This is a genomic window from Herbidospora sp. RD11066, from assembly GCF_054661255.1.
The window spans coordinates 240,046-264,290 of record NZ_BAAGDO010000010.1; the positions used below are offsets into that span (position 1 = coordinate 240,046).

Annotated in this window: 26 protein-coding genes; 18 read left to right on the forward strand and 8 right to left on the reverse strand. The window is 70.3% G+C overall.

The annotated features are described in order from the left end of the window. Positions 1-108: 108 nt before the first annotated feature. Entirely contained in the window at positions 109-477 is a 369-nt protein-coding gene (locus ACYQ78_RS32455; protein WP_459804763.1) for a VOC family protein, read from the reverse strand. Between the two features lie 62 nt (positions 478-539). Between ACYQ78_RS32455 and ACYQ78_RS32460 the strand changes: the two genes are divergently transcribed. From ACYQ78_RS32460 to ACYQ78_RS32490, 7 genes are all read left to right on the forward strand, one after another. Then, entirely contained in the window at positions 540-998 is a 459-nt protein-coding gene (locus ACYQ78_RS32460) for a MarR family winged helix-turn-helix transcriptional regulator (RefSeq protein ID WP_459804764.1), read from the forward strand. 80 nt (positions 999-1,078) lie between these two features. Further along, complete coding sequence (locus ACYQ78_RS32465; RefSeq protein WP_459804765.1) at positions 1,079-1,771, forward strand: nucleoside/nucleotide kinase family protein; 693 nt, start codon at positions 1,079-1,081, stop codon at positions 1,769-1,771. Between the two features lie 98 nt (positions 1,772-1,869). After that, on the forward strand, positions 1,870-2,505 hold the full coding sequence (locus tag ACYQ78_RS32470; protein ID WP_459804766.1) for a hypothetical protein: 636 nt from the start codon (positions 1,870-1,872) through the stop codon (positions 2,503-2,505). Between the two features lie 69 nt (positions 2,506-2,574). Beyond that, a complete protein-coding gene (gene pafA, locus ACYQ78_RS32475) occupies positions 2,575-3,933 on the forward strand; it encodes a Pup--protein ligase (protein ID WP_061292721.1) in 1,359 nt (452 codons plus the stop codon). 74 nt (positions 3,934-4,007) lie between these two features. Beyond that, a complete protein-coding gene (locus tag ACYQ78_RS32480) occupies positions 4,008-5,036 on the forward strand; it encodes an FKBP-type peptidyl-prolyl cis-trans isomerase (protein WP_459804767.1) in 1,029 nt (342 codons plus the stop codon). 16 nt (positions 5,037-5,052) lie between these two features. Next, positions 5,053-5,691 carry a helix-turn-helix transcriptional regulator gene (locus ACYQ78_RS32485; RefSeq protein WP_459804768.1) on the forward strand — a complete coding sequence of 213 codons (639 nt, stop codon included), beginning with the start codon at positions 5,053-5,055 and terminating at the stop codon, positions 5,689-5,691. Between the two features lie 31 nt (positions 5,692-5,722). Next, on the forward strand, positions 5,723-6,205 hold the full coding sequence (locus tag ACYQ78_RS32490; RefSeq protein WP_459804769.1) for a DUF3291 domain-containing protein: 483 nt from the start codon (positions 5,723-5,725) through the stop codon (positions 6,203-6,205). Here the strand turns inward: ACYQ78_RS32490 and ACYQ78_RS32495 are convergent. Then, positions 6,148-7,221, reverse strand: a complete 1,074-nt coding sequence (locus ACYQ78_RS32495) for a DUF3866 family protein (RefSeq protein WP_459804770.1) — start codon at positions 7,219-7,221, stop codon at positions 6,148-6,150. The two genes, ACYQ78_RS32490 and ACYQ78_RS32495, sit on opposite strands and share 58 nt — an antisense overlap. Before the next feature lie 37 nt (positions 7,222-7,258). Between ACYQ78_RS32495 and ACYQ78_RS32500 the strand changes: the two genes are divergently transcribed. The 9 genes from ACYQ78_RS32500 (at position 7,259) to ACYQ78_RS32540 (ending at position 16,022) form a co-directional block, all read left to right on the forward strand. After that, positions 7,259-8,203, forward strand: a complete 945-nt coding sequence (locus tag ACYQ78_RS32500) for a helix-turn-helix transcriptional regulator (RefSeq protein ID WP_459804771.1) — start codon at positions 7,259-7,261, stop codon at positions 8,201-8,203. Further along, entirely contained in the window at positions 8,200-9,150 is a 951-nt protein-coding gene (locus ACYQ78_RS32505; protein WP_459804772.1) for a helix-turn-helix transcriptional regulator, read from the forward strand. The genes ACYQ78_RS32500 and ACYQ78_RS32505 overlap by 4 nt, the downstream gene beginning before the upstream one ends. Next, positions 9,147-9,296: a hypothetical protein gene (locus tag ACYQ78_RS32510; protein ID WP_459804773.1), complete on the forward strand. Its 150-nt coding sequence runs from the start codon at positions 9,147-9,149 to the stop codon at positions 9,294-9,296. The genes ACYQ78_RS32505 and ACYQ78_RS32510 overlap by 4 nt, the downstream gene beginning before the upstream one ends. A gap of 66 nt (positions 9,297-9,362) precedes the next feature. Then, on the forward strand, positions 9,363-9,710 hold the full coding sequence (gene tatA / locus ACYQ78_RS32515; RefSeq protein WP_459804774.1) for a Sec-independent protein translocase subunit TatA: 348 nt from the start codon (positions 9,363-9,365) through the stop codon (positions 9,708-9,710). A 36-nt stretch (positions 9,711-9,746) separates the two neighbouring features. After that, positions 9,747-10,601: a twin-arginine translocase subunit TatC gene (gene tatC, locus ACYQ78_RS32520; protein WP_459804775.1), complete on the forward strand. Its 855-nt coding sequence runs from the start codon at positions 9,747-9,749 to the stop codon at positions 10,599-10,601. After that, the gene (locus tag ACYQ78_RS32525) at positions 10,598-11,464 is read left to right on the forward strand and encodes a diacylglycerol/lipid kinase family protein (protein ID WP_459804776.1); all 867 of its coding nucleotides are present in this window, start codon (positions 10,598-10,600) and stop codon (positions 11,462-11,464) included. Before tatC ends, ACYQ78_RS32525 begins: the two co-directional genes overlap by 4 nt. Before the next feature lie 25 nt (positions 11,465-11,489). After that, positions 11,490-14,198, forward strand: a complete 2,709-nt coding sequence (locus ACYQ78_RS32530) for a DEAD/DEAH box helicase (protein WP_459804777.1) — start codon at positions 11,490-11,492, stop codon at positions 14,196-14,198. A gap of 119 nt (positions 14,199-14,317) precedes the next feature. Then, complete coding sequence (locus ACYQ78_RS32535; protein ID WP_198168135.1) at positions 14,318-14,485, forward strand: hypothetical protein; 168 nt, start codon at positions 14,318-14,320, stop codon at positions 14,483-14,485. 121 nt (positions 14,486-14,606) lie between these two features. After that, positions 14,607-16,022 (forward strand): outer membrane protein assembly factor BamB family protein, encoded by a 1,416-nt coding sequence (locus ACYQ78_RS32540; protein ID WP_459804778.1) that lies wholly within the window; start codon positions 14,607-14,609, stop codon positions 16,020-16,022. 163 nt (positions 16,023-16,185) lie between these two features. Here ACYQ78_RS32540 and ACYQ78_RS32545 read toward each other — a convergent pair whose 3' ends face one another. The 3 genes from ACYQ78_RS32545 to ACYQ78_RS32555 are packed head-to-tail and all read right to left on the reverse strand — an operon-like array spanning position 16,186 to position 19,474. After that, positions 16,186-17,625: an RNB domain-containing ribonuclease gene (locus tag ACYQ78_RS32545; RefSeq protein WP_459804779.1), complete on the reverse strand. Its 1,440-nt coding sequence runs from the start codon at positions 17,623-17,625 to the stop codon at positions 16,186-16,188. Between the two features lie 18 nt (positions 17,626-17,643). Continuing rightward, positions 17,644-18,531, reverse strand: coding sequence for a 5'-3' exonuclease (locus ACYQ78_RS32550; protein WP_459804828.1), 888 nt, complete (start codon positions 18,529-18,531; stop codon positions 17,644-17,646). Between the two features lie 10 nt (positions 18,532-18,541). Continuing rightward, on the reverse strand, positions 18,542-19,474 hold the full coding sequence (locus tag ACYQ78_RS32555; protein ID WP_459804780.1) for a PP2C family protein-serine/threonine phosphatase: 933 nt from the start codon (positions 19,472-19,474) through the stop codon (positions 18,542-18,544). Between the two features lie 146 nt (positions 19,475-19,620). Here ACYQ78_RS32555 and ACYQ78_RS32560 point away from each other — a divergent pair, with 146 nt between their 5' ends. Further along, entirely contained in the window at positions 19,621-20,718 is a 1,098-nt protein-coding gene (locus tag ACYQ78_RS32560; RefSeq protein WP_459804781.1) for a M24 family metallopeptidase, read from the forward strand. Between the two features lie 157 nt (positions 20,719-20,875). On the opposite strand, the gene ACYQ78_RS32565 is transcribed toward ACYQ78_RS32560, so the two are convergent. Next, positions 20,876-21,559, reverse strand: a complete 684-nt coding sequence (locus ACYQ78_RS32565; RefSeq protein ID WP_459804782.1) for a hypothetical protein — start codon at positions 21,557-21,559, stop codon at positions 20,876-20,878. A gap of 51 nt (positions 21,560-21,610) precedes the next feature. Between ACYQ78_RS32565 and ACYQ78_RS32570 the strand changes: the two genes are divergently transcribed. Continuing rightward, a complete protein-coding gene (locus tag ACYQ78_RS32570) occupies positions 21,611-22,051 on the forward strand; it encodes an Lrp/AsnC family transcriptional regulator (protein ID WP_459804783.1) in 441 nt (146 codons plus the stop codon). On the opposite strand, the gene ACYQ78_RS32575 is transcribed toward ACYQ78_RS32570, so the two are convergent. After that, positions 22,048-22,989 carry an N-acetylglucosamine kinase gene (locus ACYQ78_RS32575; RefSeq protein ID WP_459804829.1) on the reverse strand — a complete coding sequence of 314 codons (942 nt, stop codon included), beginning with the start codon at positions 22,987-22,989 and terminating at the stop codon, positions 22,048-22,050. The two genes, ACYQ78_RS32570 and ACYQ78_RS32575, sit on opposite strands and share 4 nt — an antisense overlap. Continuing rightward, positions 22,989-24,245 (reverse strand): 6-phospho-beta-glucosidase, encoded by a 1,257-nt coding sequence (locus tag ACYQ78_RS32580; RefSeq protein WP_459804784.1) that lies wholly within the window; start codon positions 24,243-24,245, stop codon positions 22,989-22,991. Before ACYQ78_RS32580 ends, ACYQ78_RS32575 begins: the two co-directional genes overlap by 1 nt.

The window sequence follows — 24,245 nt, forward strand, 5'->3', positions numbered from 1 at the left end:
CGCCCGCCGCTTGTCCGGCGGGCGGCCCCGTGGCATGTACGAGCCCAAAAGCGGCTTCTGTTTGGGGGTCGGCTCATCCGGGCGGCGCGCTGCTGCGGGCACCGGCTGTCAGGCGCGGTCGTGGAGGGTGACCTGGTAGCCGTCGGGGTCGGCGAAGGTGAAGGTCCGGCCGAAGGGGCCGTCGATCGGTGCGGAGACGATGGTGTGGCCGTCGGCGGCGAGGGCGTCGTGAATGGCCTGGACGTCGGTGGCGTGGAGCCAGATCGCGGCGCCGATGCCGGGCTGGGCGACGGAGGCGAGATCGGTGCCGGGAACGACGTCCCGGAGGGCGAACGCGATCGGCTTCGTCTCGAAGACGACGGCGTGCGGAGGCCCGGCCGGTGACCGGACGAGGCCGAGGTACCGCTCGTAGAACGCCTGCGAGGCGCCGAGGTCGCGCGCTTGGAGCGAGATGAAGTCGGGGCCGGTGACGGGCATGATGATGCTCCTCCATTCGTGTCAGTTTCCTGACACGGAGCAATCTATGTCAGAATACTGACATGAGTCAAAACGGTCCCGGCATCCACCTGGAGACGTCGCTGGGCTACCTGCTGAAAGAGGCGTCGAGCGCCCTCCGCGTCGCCATGGAAGAGGTGCTGCGGCCGCTCGGGATGAGCGTGACCCACTACTCCTGCCTCGAACTGCTGGCTCAGCGGCCGGGCCTGTCCAACTCCGAGCTCGCCCGGGGCGCGTTCGTGACCAGGCAGTCGATGAACGTGCTGCTCCAGGCCCTGGAACGGGATGGCTACGTGACCAGGCCCGCCGAGGCCCCCGTGGGGAAGGCCCTTCCCGCGCGGCTCACGCCCCTCGGCCGCCGGAGCCTGGAGCAGGCCACCGCGGCGGTCCGGTCGGTCGAGATCAGAATGCTGGCCGGCCTGACCGAGACCGAGCAGTCGGAGGCGTTCCGGCTCCTGAAGAGCATGATCCACTCTCTGCGCGGTGGCAGCGACGACGCATAGCCGACATGCGTCCCACGGCGGAAAGGTGGGCGCGCATAGGGTCGGCTCGAAAGTGGTGGACTTTCGGGAAGGACGGAAACGTGGACCGAGGCGCCCGCGAAGAGGTGCTGCTCCGCCTGGCCGAGGCGGTCGGGTCCATCACGGTCGCGCATCCCACGCGGGTCGCCGTCGACGGGCCGCCCGCCGCGGGCAAGACCACCCTCGCCGACGAACTGGCCGTCATCCTGCGCGGCCAAGGGCGCCATGTCATCCGCGCCACGATCGACGACTTCCTCTTTCCCCGGGCGCGGCGCTACCCACGTGGCGAGTTCTCGGGCGAGGGCTGCTATTTCGACACCCACGACAACGCCGCGCTGAGCCGGGTCCTGCTCGATCCGCTCGGCCCGGGCGGGGATCGCAGGTTCCGGCCCGCCGTGTACGACCGGGCGACGGACACCGCGCAGGCCCCGCCGTTCACCACCGCCCCCGCCGACTCCGTGCTGCTCTTCGACGGCGTCTTCCTCCTGCGGCCGGAGCTGATCGACCGGTGGGAGCTGCGCGTCTTCGTCTCGACCGCACTGGAGCAGACCGTGGATCGTGCCGTGATCCGGGAGAGCCGGGTGTCGTCCCGGGCCGACGTCGAACGCCGCTGGCGCGAGCGCTACCTCCCCGCCCAGCGGCTCTACTTCGCCACGGCCCGCCCGATGGACCACGCCGACGTCATCGTGCACAACGACGATCCCCGGGAACCCGTCTGGGCGACGCGAACCCGAGAGGGCGGATCGCCCTCGTGACCTGGAATGCCATGATTTGACCGTCCAAATAAAGAATTTTGGGAACGTCGTGGAGGACACGCGGCCATTGAGTGGGTTTCGCTAGGCTCGTGGGCGCTATGACGATCACATTCCGGCGGGCCCTGCTGGCCCTGGCCGTCCTCCCCCTCGCCGCCTGTTCCTCCACCCCCGAGGCGGCCGCGCCCGCTCCGGCGGTCACCGTGACCGTCACCGAGACGGCGACGCCGCCCGCGCCCGAGGTGACGGACACCGCGACGGGCGAGGCCACCACCCCTGCGGAGAGCGCCACGCCGACCCAGTCGCCCAAGGTGAGCGCCGACGTCGACAAGGAGGACCCGATCTCGGGGAAGATCCCGAAGATCAAGGCGGCCAAGTTCCAGTACGACGAGGGGCACGACTTCACCGCGGTCTCCCCGAGCGCCGACGGCGTGCTGCGCGGCCGCCTCATCTCGTGGGGCGACGACGAGGCCCGGTACGTCCCGGTCCGCTACGCCGGCGGTGACTTCGTGGGGCCCGAGGGCGGGATGACCTACGCCGCCCCGCTCGCCCCCGACGTGGTCTTCCTCAGCGCCGTCGGGTGCAAGGGCGACGACCAGACGATCAACTCGGCCTCCCTCGGCACCGAGCCGTGCCCGCGCGACCGCCTGGTCGAGCTCGCCGGGCAGGGCGAGCCCACCGCGCTCATCACTGTGAAGAGTGGCCAGATCGTGAAGGTCGTCGAGATCTATTACTGACGTTCGCGGGGAATGAGACGACCATGAGTTTCCTACCGCACACGACGGATCTGGGAATAGGGTGAGGTGATGGATCGTCGCATCTTCGGGCTTGAGAACGAGTACGGCGTCACCTGCACGTTCCGGGGCCAGCGCAGGCTGTCCCCAGACGAGGTGGCCCGCTACCTGTTCCGGCGAGTGGTGTCCTGGGGCCGATCGAGCAACGTCTTCCTCCGCAACGGCGCGCGTCTCTATCTCGACGTCGGCAGCCATCCTGAATACGCCACCCCTGAGTGCGACAACGTCGTGGAGCTGGTCACCCATGACAAAGCGGGCGAACGCATTCTCGAGGGACTCCTCGTCGACGCCGAGAAACGCCTCCGCGAAGAAGGCATCGCCGGGGACATCTACCTCTTCAAGAACAACACCGACTCCGCGGGCAACTCCTACGGCTGCCACGAGAACTACCTCGTCGGCCGCCACGGCGAGTTCGGCCGCCTGGCCGACGTCCTGATCCCCTACCTCGTCACCCGGCAGATCATCTGCGGGGCCGGCAAGGTGCTGCAGACCCCGCGCGGTGCCGTCTACTGCGTCTCCCAGCGTGCCGAGCACATCTGGGAGGGCGTGTCGTCGGCGACGACCCGCAGCCGTCCGATCATCAACACCCGCGACGAACCCCACGCCGACGCCGAGCGCTTCCGGCGCCTCCACGTCATCGTGGGCGACTCCAACATGAGCGAGACCACCATGCTGCTCAAGGTCGGCGCCACCGACCTGGTGCTGCGCATGATCGAGGCGGGCGTGGTGATGCGCGACCTGTCGCTGGAGAACCCGATCCGGGCCATCCGCGAGGTCTCCCACGACATGACCGGCCGCCGCCGGGTGCGCCTGGCCAACGGCCGCGAGGCGTCCTCGCTGGAGATCCAGCAGGAATACCTCGGCAAGGCGAAGGACTTCGTCGACCGCCGCGGCGGCGACGAGATCAGCAAGCGGGTCCTGGAACTCTGGGAGCGCACCCTGCGCGCCGTGGAGACCGGCGACCTCGACCTGGTCTCGCGGGAGATCGATTGGGTCACGAAATACCAGCTGATTGAACGTTACAGAAACAAGTACGACCTCCCGCTCTCGTCGCCCCGGGTGGCCCAGCTCGACCTGGCCTACCACGACGTGCACCGCAAGCGCGGGCTGTTCTATCTGCTGCAGAAGCGCGGCTCGGTCGAACGGGTCGCGTCCGACATCAAGATCTTCGAGGCGAAGTCGGTCCCGCCGCAGACCACGCGGGCCAGGCTTCGTGGCGAGTTCATCCGCAAGGCCCAGGAGAAGCGGCGCGACTTCACCGTCGACTGGGTCCACCTGAAGCTCAACGACCAGGCCCAGCGGACCGTCCTCTGCAAGGACCCTTTCCGGAGTGTTGACGAACGGGTCGACAAGCTGATCGCCGGAATGTGATCTCCTTACGTCGAGTAGACAGCGGGTTCGGGTAGTGTGACCCGAACCCGCTGTCATATCCTGAGGACTTTCACATGCGCCGCCGCACGGCCATCGCCGCCGCCGCACTTCCTTTGCTGCTGACCGCCGTCGCGTGCGGTACCGCCGAGAAGACGGCCACCGGAGCAACGCCTCCAGCCACCACCAGCGCGGCGCCCAGCGCCGCCGCCTCGAGCGCAGCCGCGGCTGCTCCGGTCGGCCCCGCCGCCGACCCGAAGGACATCAAGGTCGCGGGTGATCCGGGCAGCAAGCCCACGGTGACCTTCCCGACCGGTGGCCCTGCCCTGACGTCGTCGGCCCGGGTGATCTCGGAGGGCAGCGGCGCCGCCGCCGCCGACGGCGACACCCTGGTCGCCAAGGTCAGCGTGTGGACGTGGGACGGCAAGGAGAACAAGGCCACCGGCTCCGCCTATGACTCCGGCCAGTCGGAGTTCGTGCCGATCACCCAGCAGCAGATGCCCAAGGCCCTCTACGACGGCCTGCTGGGCGCCAAGCCGGGCGGTCGCGTGCTCGTCGTGGTCGGCAAGGACTCGATCGACCCGCAGGTGATCGAGCAGGCCAAGAGCCAGGGCACTGACTTCACCACCAGCTCGCAGGTGCTCGTCATCGACGTCGTCTCGGCGACCGCGAAGGCCGCCAAGGGCAAGGCCACCGACCCCGGCATCGAGGGTGTCAAGCTGGTCAACCCGGGCGACGACACCGCCCCGACGCTGACCACCACGACCACGGCCCAGCCGCCGAAGGACCTGACGGTCAAGACCGTCATCAAGGGCGAGGGCCCGAAGGTCACCGACAAGCAGACGGTGATGGTCCACTACACCGGCAAGATCTGGGGCACCGACAAGCAGTTCGACAGCTCGTGGGAGCGTAAGCAGCCGACCTCGTTCGCGCTCGACCAGGTCGTCCCGGGCTGGAAGCAGGGCCTGACCGGCGTGCCCGTCGGCAGCCGCGTCGTCATCACCATCCCGCCGGCCCTCGGCTACGGCGAGCAGGGCCAGCCCGACGCCGGGATCAAGGGCACCGACACCCTGGTCTTCGTCGTCGACGTGCTCGGCGCCCTGTAAGACCCGGTAAGACCCGATGGACGATCTCGCGGCGGTCGCGGCCCTGAACGACCCCGTCCGCCGTGAGCTCTATCGATACGTCACCTCGAAAGGCCGCCCGGTCGGGCGCAACGAGGCCGCGGAAGCGGCCGGTGTCGCGCGCCCCCTGGCGGCCTTTCATCTTGACAAGCTTGTCGAGGCGGGCCTCCTGGAGGCCGATTTCGCCCATCTGACCGACAGGAAGGGCCCCGGCAGCGGCCGCCCCGCGAAGATCTACCGCAGGGCCCCGGGCGAGCACCAGGTGAGCGTGCCGCCGCGTGACTACCGCACCCTGGCCATGATCCTGGCCGAGGTCGTCGACCTGCTCGGCGGCGACGAGGTGGCCGAGAAGGCCGCCCACCGCATCGGCACCCGTCTCGGCGCCGCGAGCGCGGCCCCCTCACTCTCCGATCTCCTCGGCGAACGCGGCTACGAGCCCTACGACGACGACGGGGTGCTGCGCCTGCGCAACTGCCCGTTCCACGTGCTCGCCGACGAGCATCCGATGCTCGTGTGCTCCATGAACCTGTCCCTCTGCCAGGGACTTCTCGCCGGACATGGCGATTCCGGGGAGGCGCGGCTCGATCCGCGGCCGGGGGAGTGCTGTGTGGTCTTCTCTAAAACAAATAGAAGTTGACATAGAAGGCGGGGGTTGCGACGGTGGGGCCATGCATCTGGCCCAGTTCAACGTCGCCCACATGCGCGCGCCCATCGACGACCTCCTGCTGGCCGACTTCGTCGCCGCCCTCGAACCCGTGAACGCCCTCGCCGACGCCGCCCCGGGGTTCGTGTGGCGCGCCATCGCCAACCCCGACGACCCCGAAGAGACCATCACCCACGACTTCGGCGACCACCTGCTGATCAACTACTCGATCTGGGAGTCGCGCGAGACGCTGTGGAACTTCGTCTACCGGTCGGCCCACCTGGCGATCCTCCAGCGCAGGCGGGAGTGGTTCCAGCGGGTGGCCGAGCCCTACACGGTGATGTGGTGGGTGCCCGACGGCGAGATCCCGCCGCTGGCGGAGGGCTGGCGGCGGCTGACCCTGCTCAAGGAGAAGGGGCCCACGCCGGACGCCTTCACCTTCAAGGAGTTCTACGACCCCAGCAGCGCGGCGCCGTGGCGGCCGGCCGCCGCCGAGGTGAGGAAGTAGGCCAGGTCCTGGTCGAGCTTGCGGCCCATGGTCGACAGACCCACGGGGGAGGCCTGGAGGGCGTCGTACAGGCCGTCGATCTTGACTTTTACCAGGGTGTGGCGCTCGCCCAGGACCTCGGCCTGCGACTCGACCTTCGCGCCGAACTCGCCGGCGAGCTCGGGGACCACCACGTCGGCCCTGGTCAGGGCCACGCGGCCGTAGGCGGTCAGGGAGTGGTGGGAGACGCCGATGTGGCGCTCGCGCAGGTCGCCCTCGCTGACTCGCAGGGCCCCGACGGGACGGCCGTTCAGCACACCGGCGGCGTTGATCGCCTCGCCGGCGGAGACGCCCGAGAAGCCCCACTTGGTGCCGGTGCCGAGGTTCCCCGGGCCCTGGGCCACGATGGTCAGGTCGGCGCCCAGGATGTGGCGGGCGGCGAGGAGGCCCGTGTGGGTGGTGACCGCCTCCAGGTCGCCGCCGAACGACTGGCCGACCGTGACAACGCCTGTCAACCAGCCGATGTCGCGGAGTTTCGCGCACGCCATCGAGAACCACGCCGGCAGGGCGCCGCCGTCGAGCATCACATAGGCGACCCGGGCCGAGGGGTTGTCGAGACGCAGGCCGCAGAGGATCGCGGGCAGGGCCGAGTGCAGGTCGGCGACCACGACGGGCATCCCGTCGAGTGAATCGGCGTCGCGGAGAATCTCGTGGTGGGGGGAGTCCTGCTCGTCGGCGCCGAGGACCGTGGCCTGCAGAGGGGTGTAGCGGGCCTTGACCAGATGGCCCGGCCCGGAGGGATCTTGTGGCAAACGGTCAGGAATCGCCACCACCATGGCGTAACCTCCCGTACCGAGGCCCATGGCGAGGGCGGTCGTGTTCAGCAGCACCGTGTCGCCGGGCTCGGGGCGGCCCACCAGCGGCGGATAGGCCAGCGCCCGGCATCGAGTGCCGTCGTCGACGGCGACCTCGATTTCGAGCGCGCCGGGCCATTCGCGCCTGATCTCACGGACCTCGCCCCTGCGCCATCTGATCACCGGAAAAGGGTAGCGTTCGAGTCAGGAGGGAGGGCCGATGTCGCGGCGGAAGACGGAACGGTTGCTGAATCTGGTGATCTGCCTGCTGTCGACCACACGTCCGTTGAGTGCGGAGCAGATCCGATTCGCCGTGCCCGGGTACGATCCGGCCAACGACGAGGCCTTCCAGCGGATGTTCGAGCGGGACAAGAACGAACTCCGCGAGATCGGCATCCCGATCGAGGTCCAGAAGGACCCGTGGGACGACGACCCCGGCTATCGCATCGTCAAGCAGTCCTACGAGCTGCCCGAGATCACCCTGGAGCCCGACGAGGCGGCCGTGCTCGGCCTGGCCGCGCAGGTCTGGCAGCGGGCCAACCTGGCCGAGGCGGCCGGGGGCGCGATGCTCAAGCTGAAGGCGGGCGGGGTCGAGACCGACCTGGCCGAGGGGCCGCTGGAGCTGCGGGTCGACACCCGCGACGCGGCGTTCACCCCGCTGTGGGAGGCGGTCCGCGACCGGCGCGCCGTCACCTTCCACTACCGCTCGGGCGGCAGCGAGTCGGTTCTCAAGCGCGTGGTCGAGCCCTGGGGCGTGCTGTCCCGGCGCGGCCGCTGGTATGTGGTCGGCCACGACCGCACCCGCAACGGCACCCGGGTCTTCCGGCTCAGCCGGATCGTCGGCGACGTCACGCCGTCGGGCCGCCCGGGAGTGGTCGAGGTGCCCGAGGGCACCGATCTGCGGGCGCTGGTGGCGTACGGCGAAAAGGACCAGGGCCCCGAGCGGATCGCCTCGGTACGGGTGCGCCCCGGCACCTGCCAGGGGCTCCGCCATCTCGCCCGCGAGGTCCGGCCCGGCACCGAATGGGACGAGGCCGACATCGCCTTCACCGACCCCGAACGGCTGGCCGGCTGGCTGGCGAGCCTGGGGCCCGACGCGGTCGTCGACGGCCCGCCCGACGCCCGCGAGGCCGTCATCCGCCGCCTGAAGGGTGCCCTGCATTGAACGACCGGCTGCCGCGGCTGCTCGCCCTCGTGCCCTACCTGATGTCCCACCCGGGCGCCTCCGTGCCCGAGGTCGCCAAGGTCTTCGGGCTCAACGAGAAGCAGCTCATCGACGACCTCCAGCTGGTCTGGATGTGCGGCCTGCCCGGCCACACCCCCGGCGACCTGATCGACGTCTCCTGGGACGGCGGCGAGATCCTCATCGACAACGCCGACACGATCGCCCGCCCCCTCAAGCTCGGCGTCGACGAGGCCAGCGCGCTGCTGGTCGCGCTGCGGATGCTGGGCGAGCTGCCCGAGTTCGCCGGCGGCGAGGTGCTCGGGCGGGTCGTGGCCAAGCTGGAGCAGGCCGCGGGCGACGGCGCCGCCGCGATCAGCAACCAGGTCACCGTCGAGGTCGAGGCCGCCCCGGGCGCGCTCGTGACCGTCACCGACGCCGCCCGGCGCAAGCGCCGCCTGTCGCTCGTCTACTACACCCCCGGCCGCGACGAGATCACGCCGCGCGAGGTCGACCCGCTGCGGGTGGCCCTCGTCGACGGCCGCCACTACCTCGAGGGCTGGTGCTACCGCGCCGAGGCGATGCGGATGTTCCGCGTCGACCGGATCCAGGAGGTCGCCATCCTCGACGTCCCGGCGAACCCGCCCGCCGAGGCGGAGCCGATGGACGTCACCCAGGGCGTCTTCCGCCCGTCGGAGACCGACGAACTGGTCGAGCTCGAAGTGACCCCGGCCGGTCGGTGGATCTCCGAGTACTACCCCGTCGAAGAGGTCGAGGAGCTCGGCGAGGGCCGTCAGCGGGTCGCGCTGCGGGCCCGTGACCAGGGCTGGCTGGTGCGGCTGGCGCTGCGGCTCGGCGATTCGGGCCGGGTGGTCAGGCCCGAGAGTTTGGCCGCGCGGGTCGCCGAGACGGCCAAGGGCACGCTGGCCAATTACGAGGGAAGCGCGTGATCTGGTTATTCGCCGCTCTCGGCGTGGTCGGTCTCGCGATCGTGGGGTTTCTGGCGGTTCGCGTGTTTCGTGCCGCACGCGGCCTGGGGGCCGAAATCGAGCGGGCCAAGACCCAAATGCGGCCGATTCGTCCTCCCGAAGGGTGATGAGCACCCCGATCGCAGCGTACGATCGGGCAGAGACGTGCATCACCCGCCGCGTAAGGAAGTGCCATGCCAAACCTGGGACCCACCGAGCTGATCATCATCGGGCTCATTGTCATCCTTCTGTTCGGCGCGAAGAAGCTTCCTGACACGGCTCGCGCTCTGGGGCAGTCGATGCGTCTGTTCAAGAAGGAGACGCAGAAGATGCGCGAGGAAGACGACGACAAGGACACCGTCGTCACCGCGCAGGCCGAGACGGTCACCCCGCAGCCGGCGCCGGCTCCTCCCGCGCAGATCCCCCCGGCCGTCCCGACCCCCTCGGTCGAAGACCGGCTGCGTCAGCTGGAAGAGGAGAACGCGAAGCTGCGTGCCACCTCGCAGCCCGGCGCCGCCCAGCCGTCGGACAAGCAGAACTGACCTCCGCCCCACCTTCTCCCGAGACAGGATCATGGGATGGCCCTGTTGAAGAGGTCGTCGACGCCCAAGGCCTCGGCCGCGGCGGACGACCCCGATGGGCGCATGTCGCTCATGGACCACCTCCGCGAACTGCGGAACCGCCTGACCAAGATGATCATCGGTGTGGTGGTCGGGACGATCGTCGGCTTCATCTTCTTCGACCCGATCTGGGATTTCATGACCGGGCCGTTCTGCCGGCTGCCTGACGCCTACCGGCTCGGCGGCGGCACGGAGTGCAGCCTGGTGGTCAACAGCGTCACCGGCGGCCTGTTCATCAACCTCAAGGTCGCCTTCATGTTCGGCATCGTGGCGGCCTCGCCGATCTGGCTCTACCAGATCTGGGCGTTCGTGACCCCCGGCCTCTACCGGAACGAGAAGCGCTACAGCTTCTCCTTCCTCGGCCTGGCGATCCCGCTGTTCCTGGCCGGCGCGACGCTCGCCTACCTGACGATGGACAAGGGCCTGTCGCTGCTGCTGGGGTTCGTGCCCGAGAACTCGGTGCCGCTCATCGACGTGAACGAATACCTCACGTTCCTGATGATGATGCTGCTGATCTTCGGCGTGTCGTTCCTGCTGCCGCTGCTGCTGGTGTTCCTCAACCTGATCGGCGTGGTCCGCTACAAGACCGTCGCCAAGCACCAGCGCATGGTGGTCTTCGGGATGTTCGTCTTCGCGGCCGTCGCGACGCCGAGCCAGGACCCCTTCACCATGCTGGCGCTCGCGCTGCCGATGATCGCGCTGTTCTTCGTGGCCGAGGCGTTCATGTTCGTCCACGACAAACGCGCCGACGCCGCCGAGGCCGCCAAGGCCCGGGCGCTCGAAGAGGAACTCGACGGCACCCCCGCCGAGTGACCGCCATAACGGTTCTCGCGAACCCGGCCGCCCGCGGCGGCCGGGGGATGCGCCGCCTCGACCCGGTGCTCGCCCGGCTGCGCGCCTCCGGCCGCCCGGTCTCGGTCATCTCCGGCGCCTCGCCCGGCGACACCCTGGAGCGCGCCCGCGCCGCCGTGCGCGAGCGTCCGTCGGTGCTGGTCGCGTGTGGTGGTGACGGCCTCGTCCACCTGGCCGTTCAGGCGGTGGCCGGTACGGGCGTGCCGCTCGCGATCGTCCCGATGGGCACCGGCAACGACATCGCGGCCGACCTCGGGATCCCGCGCGACCCGTTACGGGCGGCCGACCTGGTCACCGGGGGAGTGCCCCGGGTCATCGACGCCGTGACCGCGGGCGACCGGTGGTTCGCCGGGGTGCTGGCCTGCGGCTTCGACTCCCGCGTCAACGAGCGGGCCAACGCGATGACGGGCCCGGCCAAATACGTCGTCGCCGCGCTGCGTGAGCTCAGGGAGTTCGAGCCGATCCCGTTCCGCGTCACGCTCGACCACGGGCCGGTCGCCGAGGTCACCGCGATGATGGTGGCGGTCGCCAACACCAGGGCGTACGGGAACGGCATGAAGATCTGCCCGACCGCCCGGCCCGACGACGGGCTGATCGACGTGGTGATCCTCAAGGCGCTGCCCAAGGCCGCCTTCCTGCGGACCTTCCCGAAGGTCTTCCTGGGCGCCCACACGAAACACCCGGCCGTGGAGATCCATCGTGCCGCGTCCGTGACCCTGGAGGCACCCGGCGTGATCGCCTACGCCGACGGAGAACGCGTCGGGCCCACCCCGCTGACCTGCACGGCCCGTGGCGGTGCGCTGACGGTGATGACACGGCCGTAACAGGAATATCGGTAGGGTTGACGCCATGAGCACGCCTGCGGAACGCTACGCCGCCTTCCGTGACCAGCAGAACGAGTCGGGCCCGGCGCTCACCTCGTTCCGCGGGTTGTACGACTTCGAGCTCGACGAGTTCCAGCTCGACGCCTGCCAGGCACTGGAGGCCGGAGACGGCGTGCTGGTGGCGGCACCAACGGGTTCGGGCAAGACCGTGGTCGGCGAGTTCGCCGTCCACCTGGCCCTCGAGCAGGGCCGCAAGTGCTTCTACACCACACCCATCAAGGCCCTGTCGAACCAGAAGTTCAACGACCTGGCCCGTCGCTACGGCGCCTCGAAGGTCGGCCTGCTGACCGGCGACAACAGCGTCAACGGCGACGCCCCGATCGTCATCATGACGACCGAGGTGCTGCGCAACATGCTCTACGCCGGGTCGCAGACCCTGGCGGGGCTCGGCTATGTGGTGATGGACGAGGTCCACTACCTGGCCGACCGCTTCCGCGGCGCCGTCTGGGAAGAAGTGATCATCCACCTGCCCGAGTCGGTGCGGGTGGCGGCCCTGTCGGCCACGGTCTCCAACGCCGAGGAGTTCGGCGAGTGGCTCGGCGCGGTCCGGGGCGACACGACGGTGATCGTCGACGAGCACCGCCCGGTGCCGCTGTGGCAGCACATGATGGTCGGCAACCGCATCTACGACCTGTTCGCCAGCGAAGACGGCGCGACCCGCATCAACGCCAACCTGATGCGCATCTCCCGCGACGAGCAGCGGCTCAACCAGGCGCGCGGCAAGCGCGGCTACAACCGCCCGCGGCGCACCCCCCACGACCGCGCCCAGGTCATCGAGCGCCTCGACGCCGAGGGCCTGCTGCCCGCGATCACGTTCATCTTCTCGCGCGCGGGCTGCGACGCCGCCGTCAAACAGTGTTTGTACGCGGGCCTGCGGCTGACCACCGACGAGGAGCGTCACGAGATCCGCCAGCTCGTCGACGAGCGCACCGCCCACCTGCCCGACGAAGACCTCGCGGTGCTGGGCTATCTCGACTTCCGCGACTGCCTGGAGCGCGGCCTGGCCGCCCACCACGCGGGCATGCTCCCGGCCTTCAAAGAGGTCGTCGAAGAGCTGTTCACCAAGGGCCTGGTCAAGGCCGTCTTCGCGACCGAGACGCTGGCCCTGGGCATCAACATGCCGGCCCGCTCGGTCGTCATCGAGAAGCTCGACAAGTGGAACGGCGAGACCCACGCCGACCTGACCCCGGGCGAATACACCCAGCTCACCGGCCGGGCCGGGCGCCGCGGCATCGACGTCGAGGGCCACGCGGTGGTCGTCTACCAGCCCGGCATGGACCCGATCGGGGTCGCCGGTCTGGCCAGCACCCGCACCTACCCGCTGCGGTCGAGCTTCCGGCCCTCCTACAACATGGCCGTGAACCTGGTAGGCCAGGTCGGCCGCGAGCGCGCCCGCGCCCTGCTGGAAGACTCCTTCGCCCAGTTCCAGGCCGACCGCGCGGTCGTCGGGCTCGCCCGCCAGCTGCGCAAACACGAAGACGCCCTCCAGGGCTACCAGGAGGCGATGACCTGCCACCTGGGCGACTTCCCCGAATACGCCGCGCTGCGCCGCGCGCTGTCCGACCGGGAGGCCGACCTGTCCAAGCAGCGCGGCGCCGCCCGGCGGGCGCAGGCGGTGCAGAGCCTCGAGACGCTGAAGGTCGGCGACGTGATCCGGGTCCCCGGCGGGCGCCGGGCCGGGCTGGCCGTCGTCCTCGACCCGGGCATGAGCGTGCGCGGTGAAGGCCCCTCGCTGCTGGTCCTGACGGTCGGCAAGCAGGTCAAGAAGCTGACCCCGGCCGACTTCCCGGTGCCGGTCGAGCCGGTCGACCACATCCGCGTGCCGCGCAACTTCAACCCGCGCAGCCCGAAGGAACGGGCGAACCTGGTCGCCACCATGCACGCCAAACTCGCCGACGTCGACCTCGGCAAGCCCGTGCGCGCCCGCGACCACTCGGCCGAAGACGACGAGATCCTGCGCCTGCGCCGCGACCTTCGCCAGCACCCCTGCCACGGCTGCGACGAGCGCGAAGACCACGCCCGCTGGGCCGAGCGCTACTACAAGCTGCTGCGCGAGACCGAGGGCCTGCGCCGCCGCGTCGAGGGCCGCTCCCACGTGATCGCCCGCACCTTCGACCGCGTCTGCGGCATCCTCGACGAACTCGGCTACCTCGACGGCGAGACCGTCACCGACGAGGGCCGCCGCCTCGCCAAGCTCTACACCGAGCTCGACCTGCTGACCGCCGAGTGCCTGCGCGGCGGCATCTGGGAGAAGCTCGACGCCGCCGAACTGGCCGCCTGCGTCTCTTCCCTGGTGTACGAATCCCGCCAGACCGACGACAACCGCAGCCCCCGCATCCCCGCAGGGGCGGCCAAAGAGGCCCTCGCGTCGATGGTGAAGCTCTGGGCCGACCTGGAGGCCGTCGAGCAGGACCACGAGCTGTCGTTCACCCGCGAGCCCGACATGAACTTCGCGTGGGCGGCCTGGCGCTGGGCCAAGGGCCACACCCTCGACGCCGTGCTGACCGACAACGACCTGGCGGCGGGCGACTTCGTCCGGTGGATCAAGCAGCTGCTCGACCTGCTCGGCCAGCTGCGCGACGCCGCGCCGAAGGGCAGCAAGGTCCGGGAGACCTCGGTGAAGGCCATCGAGGCCATGCGGCGCGGGGTGGTGGCCTACTCGTCGCTGACGTGAACTGACCGGCCGGTCAGGAGCGAGTGGTGGTCTGTTCGCCCACCGTCACCCCTGAGGGAGATTCCGGGTGTTACACGGCGGACATCCGCTATGTACAAGCCCCGCCCTTGGAGGTCCGGATGTTCGCTCTCCTCGCCGCTGTCCTGTTCCTCGCCGCCCTCGTCTTCGCGATCGGCGGCTACGCCGTCGGCGCGGTCCTGACCGTGACCACGCTGACCATCGCCGGCGCCGTCTTCCTGGCCCTGCACCTGGGCGGATACGGCACCACCTGGAGCCTCAAGAAGTAACCTGATCACTGACTGAAGGGCCGCCCGCGACCACGCGAGCGGCCCTGCCGGTTTTCCGCGTACGGCGACCGCCCCTTCGCCGAGATCGGCGACCCCGCCCTCGCCGTCACCGACGACCGTCATGGCCTTCTGGCCGTGGCCGGAGCCACGGACTTCCTCGGCCCGGTGCCCCGTCGGCGTCTACTCCCGTCGCGACCTGACCTGCCGGGCGCTGGTCCACTGGCGCCATCCCGTCCACGCGATGGCCTTCCATCCCCGCCTGCCGCTCCTCGCGATCGGCACCGGCCGGTACGACGGCGGCCACCACTTCGGCGGGGAACTGCTCCTCCTGTCCCTGGACACCGGCGTGGCCGTGCCCCTTGTCGAGCACCTGTCCGGCGACGACGCGTCCGGTCGGCAGGTCCTCGGCCTGGAGTGGCTCGACGATCAGGCCCTACGGGTGCTGATGGCGCCCCCGGACGACTGGCAGGACGCCGCCGCGTGTACCGAGGGACATGTCGCGGTGGTGCGCCGGACCGACTGGAGCAGAGTGCCTCCCGGCTCGGTCACCTCCGACGATCTGGCCGGACCCCGGATCCCGGTGGCGCGCCCCGACGGCCGGGAAGCCGCCCGCGCGCTGGTGACACGGCTGAGCGCGGGCTGGAAGCCACGCCGCAACGTCCGCGCGGTGGAACCGCTGCCCGATGGCCGGATCCTGGCGACTCTCGACGGGGTGCTCCTGGAGGCGTGGTCGCCCTCCGGGGAGCGAGAGTGGTCGGTCGCCGACGAGGAGGGCGGCCGCGAGATCGTGGTCACCGGGGAGACGGTCTGGGTGTCGTCGATGCGGCCCGATGGGGAGATCATCCGTCTGTCCCTCGCCGATGGCGCGCTTCTGGACCGCGTCACCCCGTCCGGGCCGGTCTCGCTCGTGCGCTGCTCGGACGGCCGACCGGCACTCGCACCCCGCGCACTCGACGCGTTCCCCATCAGGTCGGCGAGCCGCCTCTACTTCCTGACCTTCACGCCGATGAAGGGCGATGAGCTCGCTCGGGGCGAGGCGTCGGTCGACGCCGTGGCGCTGTCCACACTGCCGGCGGACCGGCCGGGCGAACCCGATCCGGCCGAGATCCGGACGCTGTTCCCGCACGCATGGGAAGCGGGCGAGCGACACATCGCCGGACCCGGCGCCGAAACGCCGGACGGCACCCTCGTCCACGCAGGGCGGATCTACGACGGACGCGGACTCCAGCCGGGCGGGTCCTTCGTCGTCCGCCGCTCGGCGGCCACCGGGACACCCCTCTGGGTCTTCCGCACCGACCGACCCGCCACGACCCTGGCCCTCGACGAGGACGCCGTCTACGTCGCCTACGACGACGGCGAGATCATCGTGCTCGACCTACACGACGGAACGGCGAGGCGGCGCGGGCACATGAAGGTCGGGGCCGTTCCCGTTCGCCCCACGGCGCTCACCGTCGCGGGGCCAGGGCGGCTGCTGATCGGCACGAGCGACGGGCGGGTCGTGGACTTCGCGGATGGCTTGGAAGTGCTCACGGAATGACCCCGGCAGCGGCAGCGCGCCGTCGGTATGCGCCGACTAAGCGGGTGACGCGTATCGCCGCACCGGCGTGAAGTTCGGCCAAGCGCGGCGACCTACCGGGCGGTCCTGTGGGGAGCCCTCGGTGGCCGCCGGTCGTTACCGGTTGGTCGGACGTTGATATCCGTCAGTCGGTCGTCGGTTGTTCCCAGGTGAAGCGGATCTCCCTGGTGGTCGTGTCGGCGCGGAGCAGCCGGGCGGCGACGCGCTGGCCCAGGGGCAGGCCGGGGCCGTCGCAGCGGGCGATCACCGCGGGGTCGGAGATCTGGATCTGGCCGCCTTTGCCGTTCTCGGCGACGTCGATGACGACCGCGTCGAACGTCTCGCCGATGCGGTCGCGCAGCAGGAACGCCTCGACCAGGTCGACGCACGCCCGGTCCACCCCGGACGTCCGCCGGGTGGCCGCCGCCATCTGCTGGGGGAGGACCATCAGCGCCTCGCCGATCTCCTCGGGGACCGGCTCGCCGGCGGCCACGGCCAGGCAGACCTCGGTGGCGTAACGGTCGACCAGGCGCCGCAGGGGAGCGGTCACGTGGGCGTAGGGGGCGGCGACGGCCGCGTGCAGGGCGTCGGGGGGCGGGTCGCCGTTGAAGGCGACGTAGGCGGCGCCGCGCAGCAGGATCGTCGACTCGTGGAGGAAGGCCGCGTGGCCGGGGATCTTGGGGTCGAGGCCGTGGACGACCTCGCCGTAGCCCACGCCCTCGGGCCAGGGTACGCCGAGCGCCAGCGCCATGCGGCGGACCTTGCCCACATCGGACGGACCGGCCGACGGGAGCACCCGGAGAACACCGACTTCGGCGTCGAGCATCATCTGAGCCGCGCACATGCCGGTCAGCAGGGAGATCTGGGCGTTCCACTCCTCGCACGGCTGCGGCGAGCGGAACTCGACCCGGTAGCCGTCTCCGGAACGCACGACCTCCTGGTCGGGGGTCGGCAGGGTCACGCCCCCACGGGCGCGCTCGATCTCCAGCCGCAAAGGCCCGATCTCGGCGAGCAGCCGCAGGGTGCCGTCGGCGCGGCCGGTGTCGACGAGGGTCTGCACGTAGTCGTAGTCGAGCCGCTCCCGGCTGCGGACCAGCGCGGGACGCACGTCGGCGCCGACGACCTCGCCCTCGGTGTCGAGGTCGATGCACCACAGGGCGACCGGGCGGATCTCGCCGGGCAGCAGGCTGGCCGCGCCCTCCGACAGCACCGGCGGATGGAGGGGCACCCGCCCGTCGGGCAGGTAGACGGTCTCGCCCCGGCGCCTGGCCTCCAGGTCGATCGCGCCGCCGGGGCGGACGAAGGACCCGACGTCGGCGATGGCGTACCAGACCCGGTAGCCGTTCTGGCGTTCCTCCAGGCAGAGGGCCTGGTCGAGGTCCATCGAGCCGGGTGGGTCGATGGTCAGGAACGGCAGGTCGGTGCGGTCTTCGAGGCGGAACCGCCGCGAGGCGGTGGCCGTGGCCTCGTCGAGGACCGCCTGCGGGAACCCGGCGGGCAGGTCGAACTCCCGGCGCACCCGGTCGAACCCCTCGCTCAGGCGGGGCGGTTCGGCATCGGGTATCCGGATTCTTCGGTGGGGCACGAGCCTCAACGTAGCGGTTCAGCCCTTTCCGAGCACGGTCAGCAGCCGGTTGAGGGGGCTGTCGAGACCGTAGCGGTCGGCCAGCGCGACCAGCGCCTCGGGGTCGTGGGGCTTGGCCGGGAGGTCGAAGGACACGGCCGGGATCGGCACGTCGTGGGCGACCTTCACCACGGCGGGCGCCACCGCCAGGTAGTCGCGGGCGGCCTCCAGCTTGTTCCGCGCCCCGGCCGGGAAGCCCTCGTCGCCGGCGGCCGCGAGCAGTGCGTCCAGAGAACCGAAACGCGTGATCAGCGAGGCCGCCGTCTTCTCGCCGATCCCGGCCACGCCGGGCAGCCCGTCGGAGGGGTCGCCCCGGAGGGTGGCGAAGTCGGCGTAGGCGCGGCCGGGGATGCCGTATTTGGCGCTCACCCACGCCTCGTCGACCGACTGGAGGTTCCGGATGCCCCGGACCGTGTAGAGGACCCGCCGCTCTTTGGCGTCGTCGACGAGCTGGAAGAGGTCGCGGTCGCCGGTGACGATGTCGACCGGCTGGTCGGCCTGGCCGGTGAGGGTGCCGATGACGTCGTCGGCCTCGTAGCCGTCGACCCCGAACGACGCGATGCCCACGGCGGCGAGGACCTGCTCGATGACCGGCACCTGCGGCGCCAGCGTGTCGGGGATCTCCTCCTCGTCGCCGGTGGCGACGCGATGGGCCTTGTACGACGGAATCGCCGCCACCCGGAACGCGGGCCGCCAGTCGGCGTCCATCGCCGCGACCAGATGGGTGGGGGAGTGGGCCTTCACCAGCGTGGCGATCATGTCGATCAGGCCCCGGACGGCGTTGACGGGCATGCCGTCAGGGGCGGTCATCGACTCCGGCACGCCGTAGTAGGCGCGGAAGTAGAGCGACGGGGTGTCGAGAAGCATCAGCACTTCTCTATGCTCCCAGCACACCCACCGCGAGCAGGCACGTGTCGTCGCGCGGGTTGGGCCCGCCGACGGTTTTCAGCATCGCGTCGACCCCGTTCGGCAGGTCTTCGACCGTCAGCGAATGGGCCGCCGACAGCACCTGGGCCACGCCCTCGTCGATGTCGCGGTCGCGCCGCTCGATCAGGCCGTCGCTGAACATCACCAGCACGTCTCCCGCGCGGAGCTGGACCTTCGCCACGCCGTACATCGGCTTTTTGGTGGCGCCGAGCAGCACGCCGGGCGGGGCGACCAGGGCGCGGGCGACGCCGCCGCGCACCAGCACCGGCACCGGGTGGCCCGCGGTCGCCCACGTGAACTTCAGCGTCTTGGGGTCGAACAGGCCGACGACCGCGGTGGCGGTGGTGTCGTCGAGGCGGGTCATCGTCAGCGTGTTGAGCCAGCCGAGCATGGCGCCGGGGCCCTGGCCGGTCATCGCGAGGGCGGCCAGGCCGTGGCGGAGCTGGGCCATGTGGTTGATCGCCGGGATGCCGTGGCCGGAGACGTCGCCGACGGCGAGCAGGATGCGGCCATCGGGCAGGTTGCTGGCCTCCCACCAGTCGCCGCCGAGCACGTTGAACAGCTGCTCGGGTTCACCGGCGACCCGCCGGTGATGGCTGCCCACGGGACGGTCCTCCATCGGCACGCAGCGCACGGCGATGCGCGCGCTGGGCAGCATCAGGTCGGCGCCGGGGTCGGGCAGGATCGCGTCGCGCAGCAGGTAGGTGAGCTCCCGCTGTTCGGCGAGCCGTGACTCGGCGCGGTCGAGCCGCTCCCGCAGGGAGGTGACCATGTCGGCGGCGGTGTGGGCGCCGACGAGGGCAGGCTCCTCGACGGAGGGTAGGGGCGGCTGCTCGCCACCGGCTGCGCCGGTCATGGTGAGGCTCGCTCTCGGGAAACGCATGGTCCAAACGGGGTGAGAAGTGACAGAAGGGGGACGAGCCGTAAACGGCCCTGTGCGGAGCGTAGCATCGGTCTAGACAAGCTGCCGGGTTTTTCGCCGATCCACGCCACTTCTAGTATGACGCTGTGACAACGGAGTCTCTTGACGTGTTTTCGGCCGACCGGCTCGACCTGGTGCGATCGGCCACCGCGGCGGCCGGCGTCGGCGCCCTGCTGCTGACCCCCGGCCCCGATCTGCGCTACGTGTCGGGTTACGACGCGCACGCGCTCGAACGGCTGACCTGCCTGGTGGTGCCCGGCGACGGCGGCGACCCCTTCATGATGGTGCCACGCCTGGAGCTGCCCGCCGCGCGGAGTTCGGCGGCCGGGCGCCTGGGCGTCGAGTTCGTGCCCTGGGACGAGACCGACGACCCCTACGCCGTCGTCGCCCACCGCCTGGGCGACGTCGCGAGCGTGGCGCTGGCCGACCGCATGTGGGCCATGCAGTCCCTGCGCTTCCGGGCCGCGCTGCCGAAGGCGGAGCAGACGCTCGCCTCGTCGGTCCTGCGCGACCTGCGGATGCGCAAGTCGGCCGCCGAGGCGGCGGCGCTGGCCGGGGCCGGGGCCGCGATCGACGCCGTCCACGAGCTGGTGCCCTCGTTCCTGCGGCCGGGCCGCACCGAGCGCGAGGTCGGCCGCGACATCGCCGACGCGATCCTGAGCGCCGGTCACGTCACGATCGACTTCGTCATCGTCGCCTCGGGCCCCAACGGCGCCTCGCCGCACCACGACGTGTCCGACCGGGTGATCCGGGCCGGTGAGCCGGTCGTGGTCGACATCGGCGGCACGATGGCCAGCGGCTACTGCTCCGACTCGACCCGCAACTACTGCGTCGGCGAGCCCCCGGCCGACTACGCGCGCTACTTCGAGGTGCTGCGCGCGGCCCAGGACGCCGCCTGCGAGGCGGTGCGTCCCGGCGTGACGTGCGAGTCGATCGACGCCGCGGCCCGCGAGGTGATCGCGGAAGCCGGTTACGGCGACTACTTCGTCCACCGCACCGGCCACGGCATCGGGCTGGAATCCCACGAAGACCCCTACATCGTCGCGGGCAACGACGAGCCGCTGGCGCCGGGCATGGCGTTCTCGGTGGAGCCGGGGATCTACCTGCCGGGCGAGCACGGCGCCCGCATCGAGGACATCGTCTTGTGCACGGAAAACGGGGTCTCCCGGCTCAACAACACCACTAGGGATCTTGTCGTAATCTAAATAGGGACGTTTGGGTGTGTGGCCAAGAATAGTTAATTCTTGGCCCGCATGCTGTGATAGACCTGAGCGTGCTTGACATCAATCGCAAAGAGTTTGGGTGCTGGCGATCAGCCTAATATTTAGGAAATGCGAAGCGGTGACATGTCATTGCTGTGTCTCAGGAGAAGCCTCTGAGGCTGGATCGCTGGCTGAGAGCGATTTCACCTCGGTTCGCGTTTGACTTGTTCAAGCGGTACGTATGCCTGCCCGCATTCCCTTCGCATGGACGTTCGAACACTGCGTACAGTTCGTTTGCGCACTGTTCGCAGGAGACGCTCAGTACCTTGACTTCCTGCTGGGGGAGGATCTTGTAGTCCGCACGTGCATAGGGTAGGTCGTCCTCGTCAAGGTTGATCTCGATTCCCGCCACCCATGCATGCGTTCGGATTGCGTATTCGTCTGATCTTTTCGGAATGGCTCGAATTGGATACCCTCCACTCGGAATCCTTCCAACGTTTGTTGATATCTTGTTTTCGGAGAGTCGTTTCGCGCGTTCATGTGGGAACCCTCCCCGAAGATGTTCGTTCCCTCTGTTGATGCAGTGGTTGTCAGCCAATGCTGAATAGTCCTGGCGGCAACGGGCGCAGTAGATGCCTCCGTAGGGAACGCGGGCCCAAGTTTCAAGTTGGACAACGGTTTTTCGCTGGTGGACCGCATCAATGGCTCGGCGTGAACTGATGGGGATCAGCAGACCGGCTACCCAGGTGTGCCCATCGACGGGCAGCAGACTAGGCATCATGACCTCCTTGCAGGCGACGGTGACACCTGTGACTACAGGAGTTGCTGGTGCGACGAGGGTCATCTGTGAGTCTTGGTATACGTCAAGACCGTCAGGGGCAGTACCGTGTGCGAGATGGAGGAGATCGACAGGCGGATTGTCGCGTTGCTGGCGGCCGACGGGCGGATGAGTTTCACCGATCTGGCCAAGGAGACCGGGCTCTCGGTCTCGGCGGTCCATCAACGCGTCCGGCGGCTGGAGAAACGCGGCGTGATCAAGGGATACGCCGCGCTGGTCGACTTCGACGAGGTCGGCCTGCCGCTGACCGCCTTCGTGTCGATCAAGCCGATCGACCCGGCCGCCGCCGACGACGCGCCCGACCGGCTCCGCCATCTGACCGCCATCGAGTCGTGTCACAGCGTGGCGGGCGACGAGAGCTACATCCTCAAGGTGCGGGTGGGCTCGCCCCACGACCTTGAGGAGCTGCTCAACCAGATCCGGGCCGCCGCCAACGTGTCGACCCGGACCACGGTCGTGCTCTCCACCCCGTTCGACTACCGGCCTCCCGCCGTCTAGAAGGCCGCCCTCACGCGCTCGTAGGCCTCGGGGGCGGCGCTGAGTGCGTCCAGGCCCTTGAAGGCCGCGCCGACGATCGGGGGGACGTCGGCGACGACGAGTTTCGCGTGCGGCGCCTGGGCGGTGTACCGCGCCTCGACCAGCTCCGTCAGGAGCGGGTCGCGGGCGGTCAGCACACCGCCGCCCAAGACCACCTCACACGGCACGTCGAGCAGGTCGATGCGGCGCATGGCGACCACACCGAGCACGGCGATCTCGTCGGCCAGCCGCACGACCACCTCGCGGGCGATCGGGTCGCCCTCGCGCGCGGTCTCCAGCAGGGGCGCCACCAGGTCGTGCAGGCGGTCGTAGGCCAGGTCGCCGAAGTGCAGGGCGATGACGACCTCCTCCACGGTCGCGGTGCCGAAGACCCGGCAGACCATCCCGGCCAGCGCCGTGGCGGGACCCCGGCCGTCTTCGGCGCGGGCGGCGTGCCAGAGGGCCTCCTCGGCGATGCCGCCCCCGCCGCCCCAGTCGCCCGACAGCCGGCCCAGCGCGGGGAAGCGGGCGACCCGGCCGTCGGGGCCGACGGCGACGGCGTTGATGCCGGCGCCGCAGACCACCGCCGCGCCCCACGGGCCACTCGCGCCCGCCCGGAGCAGCGCGAACGTGTCGTTGCCGACGACGATCTCGGGGGCGAATCCGCGGCGGGCCATCTCGTCGCGCAGCCGCACCTCCTCGATCGGCAGGTCGGCGCCCGCGACGTAGGCGAAGACGTGGTCGGCGTAGGGGGCCGAGCCGTAGAGGGCGTTCTCGATCACGTCGACGGCCGGGACCACCCCGCTGCTCTGCGGGGTGAAGGGGCCGCCGCGCCAGGTGCCCAGCACGGCGCCGTCCTCGCCGACGAGCGCGATGTCGGTCTTGCTGTTGCCGCCGTCGATCGCCAGGAAGGTCCGCATCACAGGGCCCACGGCAGATGTGCACGGTTGGCGGCGATGAGCCGTGAGGTCAGGCCGGTCGCCAGGTCGGCCTGGCCGACCAGGGGGTGGGCGAGCAGGGCGTCCCGCACGCGGCGTTCCCCACCGTTGATGGCGGCGTCCAGGGCCAGTTCCTCGTACGCGGACACGTTCGCGATCAGCCCCCGGTACAGCGGTTCGACGGGATCGACCGGCACCGGCGTGGCGCCGGACGCGCCGACCACGGCGGGCACCTCGATGACCGCCTCGTCGGGCAGGAACGGCAGCGTGCCGTTGTTCCGGGCGTTGACGACCTGCACGTCGCCCCGGTCTCCGGCCAGCGACGCGATCAGCGCGACCGCCGCCTCGGAGTAGTAGGCGCCGCCCCGCTTGGCCAGCAGTTCGGGCTTCGTGTCGTTGGCGGGGTCGGCGTAGACGTCGAGCAGGGTCTGCTCCATCGCGGCCACCTCGGCCGCCCGCGACGGCTTCACCCGCTGTTCGGCCACCACGTTGTCGTGCTCGTAGAAGTAGCGCAGGTAGTAGGAGGGCACGACCCCGAGGTCGCGCAGGATCCACTCGGGCAGCCCGACCTCGGCGGCGATGGCGGCGGCGTGCTCCTCGAGGAGCGAGGGCAGCATCTCCTTGCCGTCGACGGTGACGGAGCGCTCCCACGTCAGGTGGTTGAGCCCCACGTGGCCCAGCCCGACCGACTGCCACGGCACGCCGAGCAGCCCGGCGAACCGGCGCTGCATCCCGATGGCCACGTTGCACAGCCCGATCGCGCGGTGGCCCGCGTCCAGCAGGGCGCGGGTGACGATGCCGACCGGGTTGGTGAAGTCGACGATCCAGGCGCCCGGCGCGCGGCGGCGGACCTCCTCGGCGATCTCCAGCACGACCGGGACCGTCCGCAGCGCCTTGGCCAGGCCGCCTGCGCCGGTCGTCTCCTGGCCGACGCAGCCGCACTCCAGCGGCAGCGTCTCGTCGACGTTCCTGGCGGCCTGGCCGCCCACGCGGAGCTGGAGCAGCACCGCGCCCGCGCCCTCGACGCCCGGCCCGACCTCGGCGTGCTCGGTCACCACGGCGGGGTGCCCCGCGCGGGCCAGCATGCGGCGGGACATCCCGGCGACCAGGGACAGCCGGTGGGCGTCCGGGTCGACCAGGGCGACCTCACTCAGCGGCAGCTCGTCGCGCAGCCGCGCGAAGCCGTCGATCAGCTCTGGTGTGTACGTCGAGCCGCCCCCGACAACGGCGAGTTTCAC

Bases quoted from the DNA above. Each gene is read 5' to 3' on its own strand.
- ACYQ78_RS32570 (WP_459804783.1), top strand. From the start codon at position 21,611: ATGGAGGAGATCGACAGGCGGATTGTCGCGTTGCTGGCGGCCGACGGG.
- ACYQ78_RS32500 (WP_459804771.1), top strand. From the start codon at position 7,259: ATGTCGCGGCGGAAGACGGAACGGTTGCTGAATCTGGTGATCTGCCTG.
- ACYQ78_RS32565 (WP_459804782.1), bottom strand. From the start codon at position 21,559: ATGACCCTCGTCGCACCAGCAACTCCTGTAGTCACAGGTGTCACCGTC.
- ACYQ78_RS32575 (WP_459804829.1), bottom strand. From the start codon at position 22,989: ATGCGGACCTTCCTGGCGATCGACGGCGGCAACAGCAAGACCGACATC.
- ACYQ78_RS32555 (WP_459804780.1), bottom strand. From the start codon at position 19,474: ATGCGTTTCCCGAGAGCGAGCCTCACCATGACCGGCGCAGCCGGTGGC.
- pafA (WP_061292721.1), top strand. From the start codon at position 2,575: ATGGATCGTCGCATCTTCGGGCTTGAGAACGAGTACGGCGTCACCTGC.
- tatC (WP_459804775.1), top strand. From the start codon at position 9,747: ATGGCCCTGTTGAAGAGGTCGTCGACGCCCAAGGCCTCGGCCGCGGCG.
- ACYQ78_RS32460 (WP_459804764.1), top strand. From the start codon at position 540: ATGAGTCAAAACGGTCCCGGCATCCACCTGGAGACGTCGCTGGGCTAC.
- ACYQ78_RS32540 (WP_459804778.1), top strand. From the start codon at position 14,607: ATGGCCTTCTGGCCGTGGCCGGAGCCACGGACTTCCTCGGCCCGGTGC.
- ACYQ78_RS32535 (WP_198168135.1), top strand. From the start codon at position 14,318: ATGTTCGCTCTCCTCGCCGCTGTCCTGTTCCTCGCCGCCCTCGTCTTC.
- ACYQ78_RS32530 (WP_459804777.1), top strand. From the start codon at position 11,490: ATGAGCACGCCTGCGGAACGCTACGCCGCCTTCCGTGACCAGCAGAAC.
- ACYQ78_RS32455 (WP_459804763.1), bottom strand. From the start codon at position 477: ATGCCCGTCACCGGCCCCGACTTCATCTCGCTCCAAGCGCGCGACCTC.
- ACYQ78_RS32470 (WP_459804766.1), top strand. From the start codon at position 1,870: ATGACGATCACATTCCGGCGGGCCCTGCTGGCCCTGGCCGTCCTCCCC.
- ACYQ78_RS32490 (WP_459804769.1), top strand. From the start codon at position 5,723: ATGCATCTGGCCCAGTTCAACGTCGCCCACATGCGCGCGCCCATCGAC.
- tatA (WP_459804774.1), top strand. From the start codon at position 9,363: ATGCCAAACCTGGGACCCACCGAGCTGATCATCATCGGGCTCATTGTC.
- ACYQ78_RS32485 (WP_459804768.1), top strand. From the start codon at position 5,053: ATGGACGATCTCGCGGCGGTCGCGGCCCTGAACGACCCCGTCCGCCGT.
- ACYQ78_RS32480 (WP_459804767.1), top strand. From the start codon at position 4,008: ATGCGCCGCCGCACGGCCATCGCCGCCGCCGCACTTCCTTTGCTGCTG.
- ACYQ78_RS32550 (WP_459804828.1), bottom strand. From the start codon at position 18,531: ATGCTTCTCGACACCCCGTCGCTCTACTTCCGCGCCTACTACGGCGTG.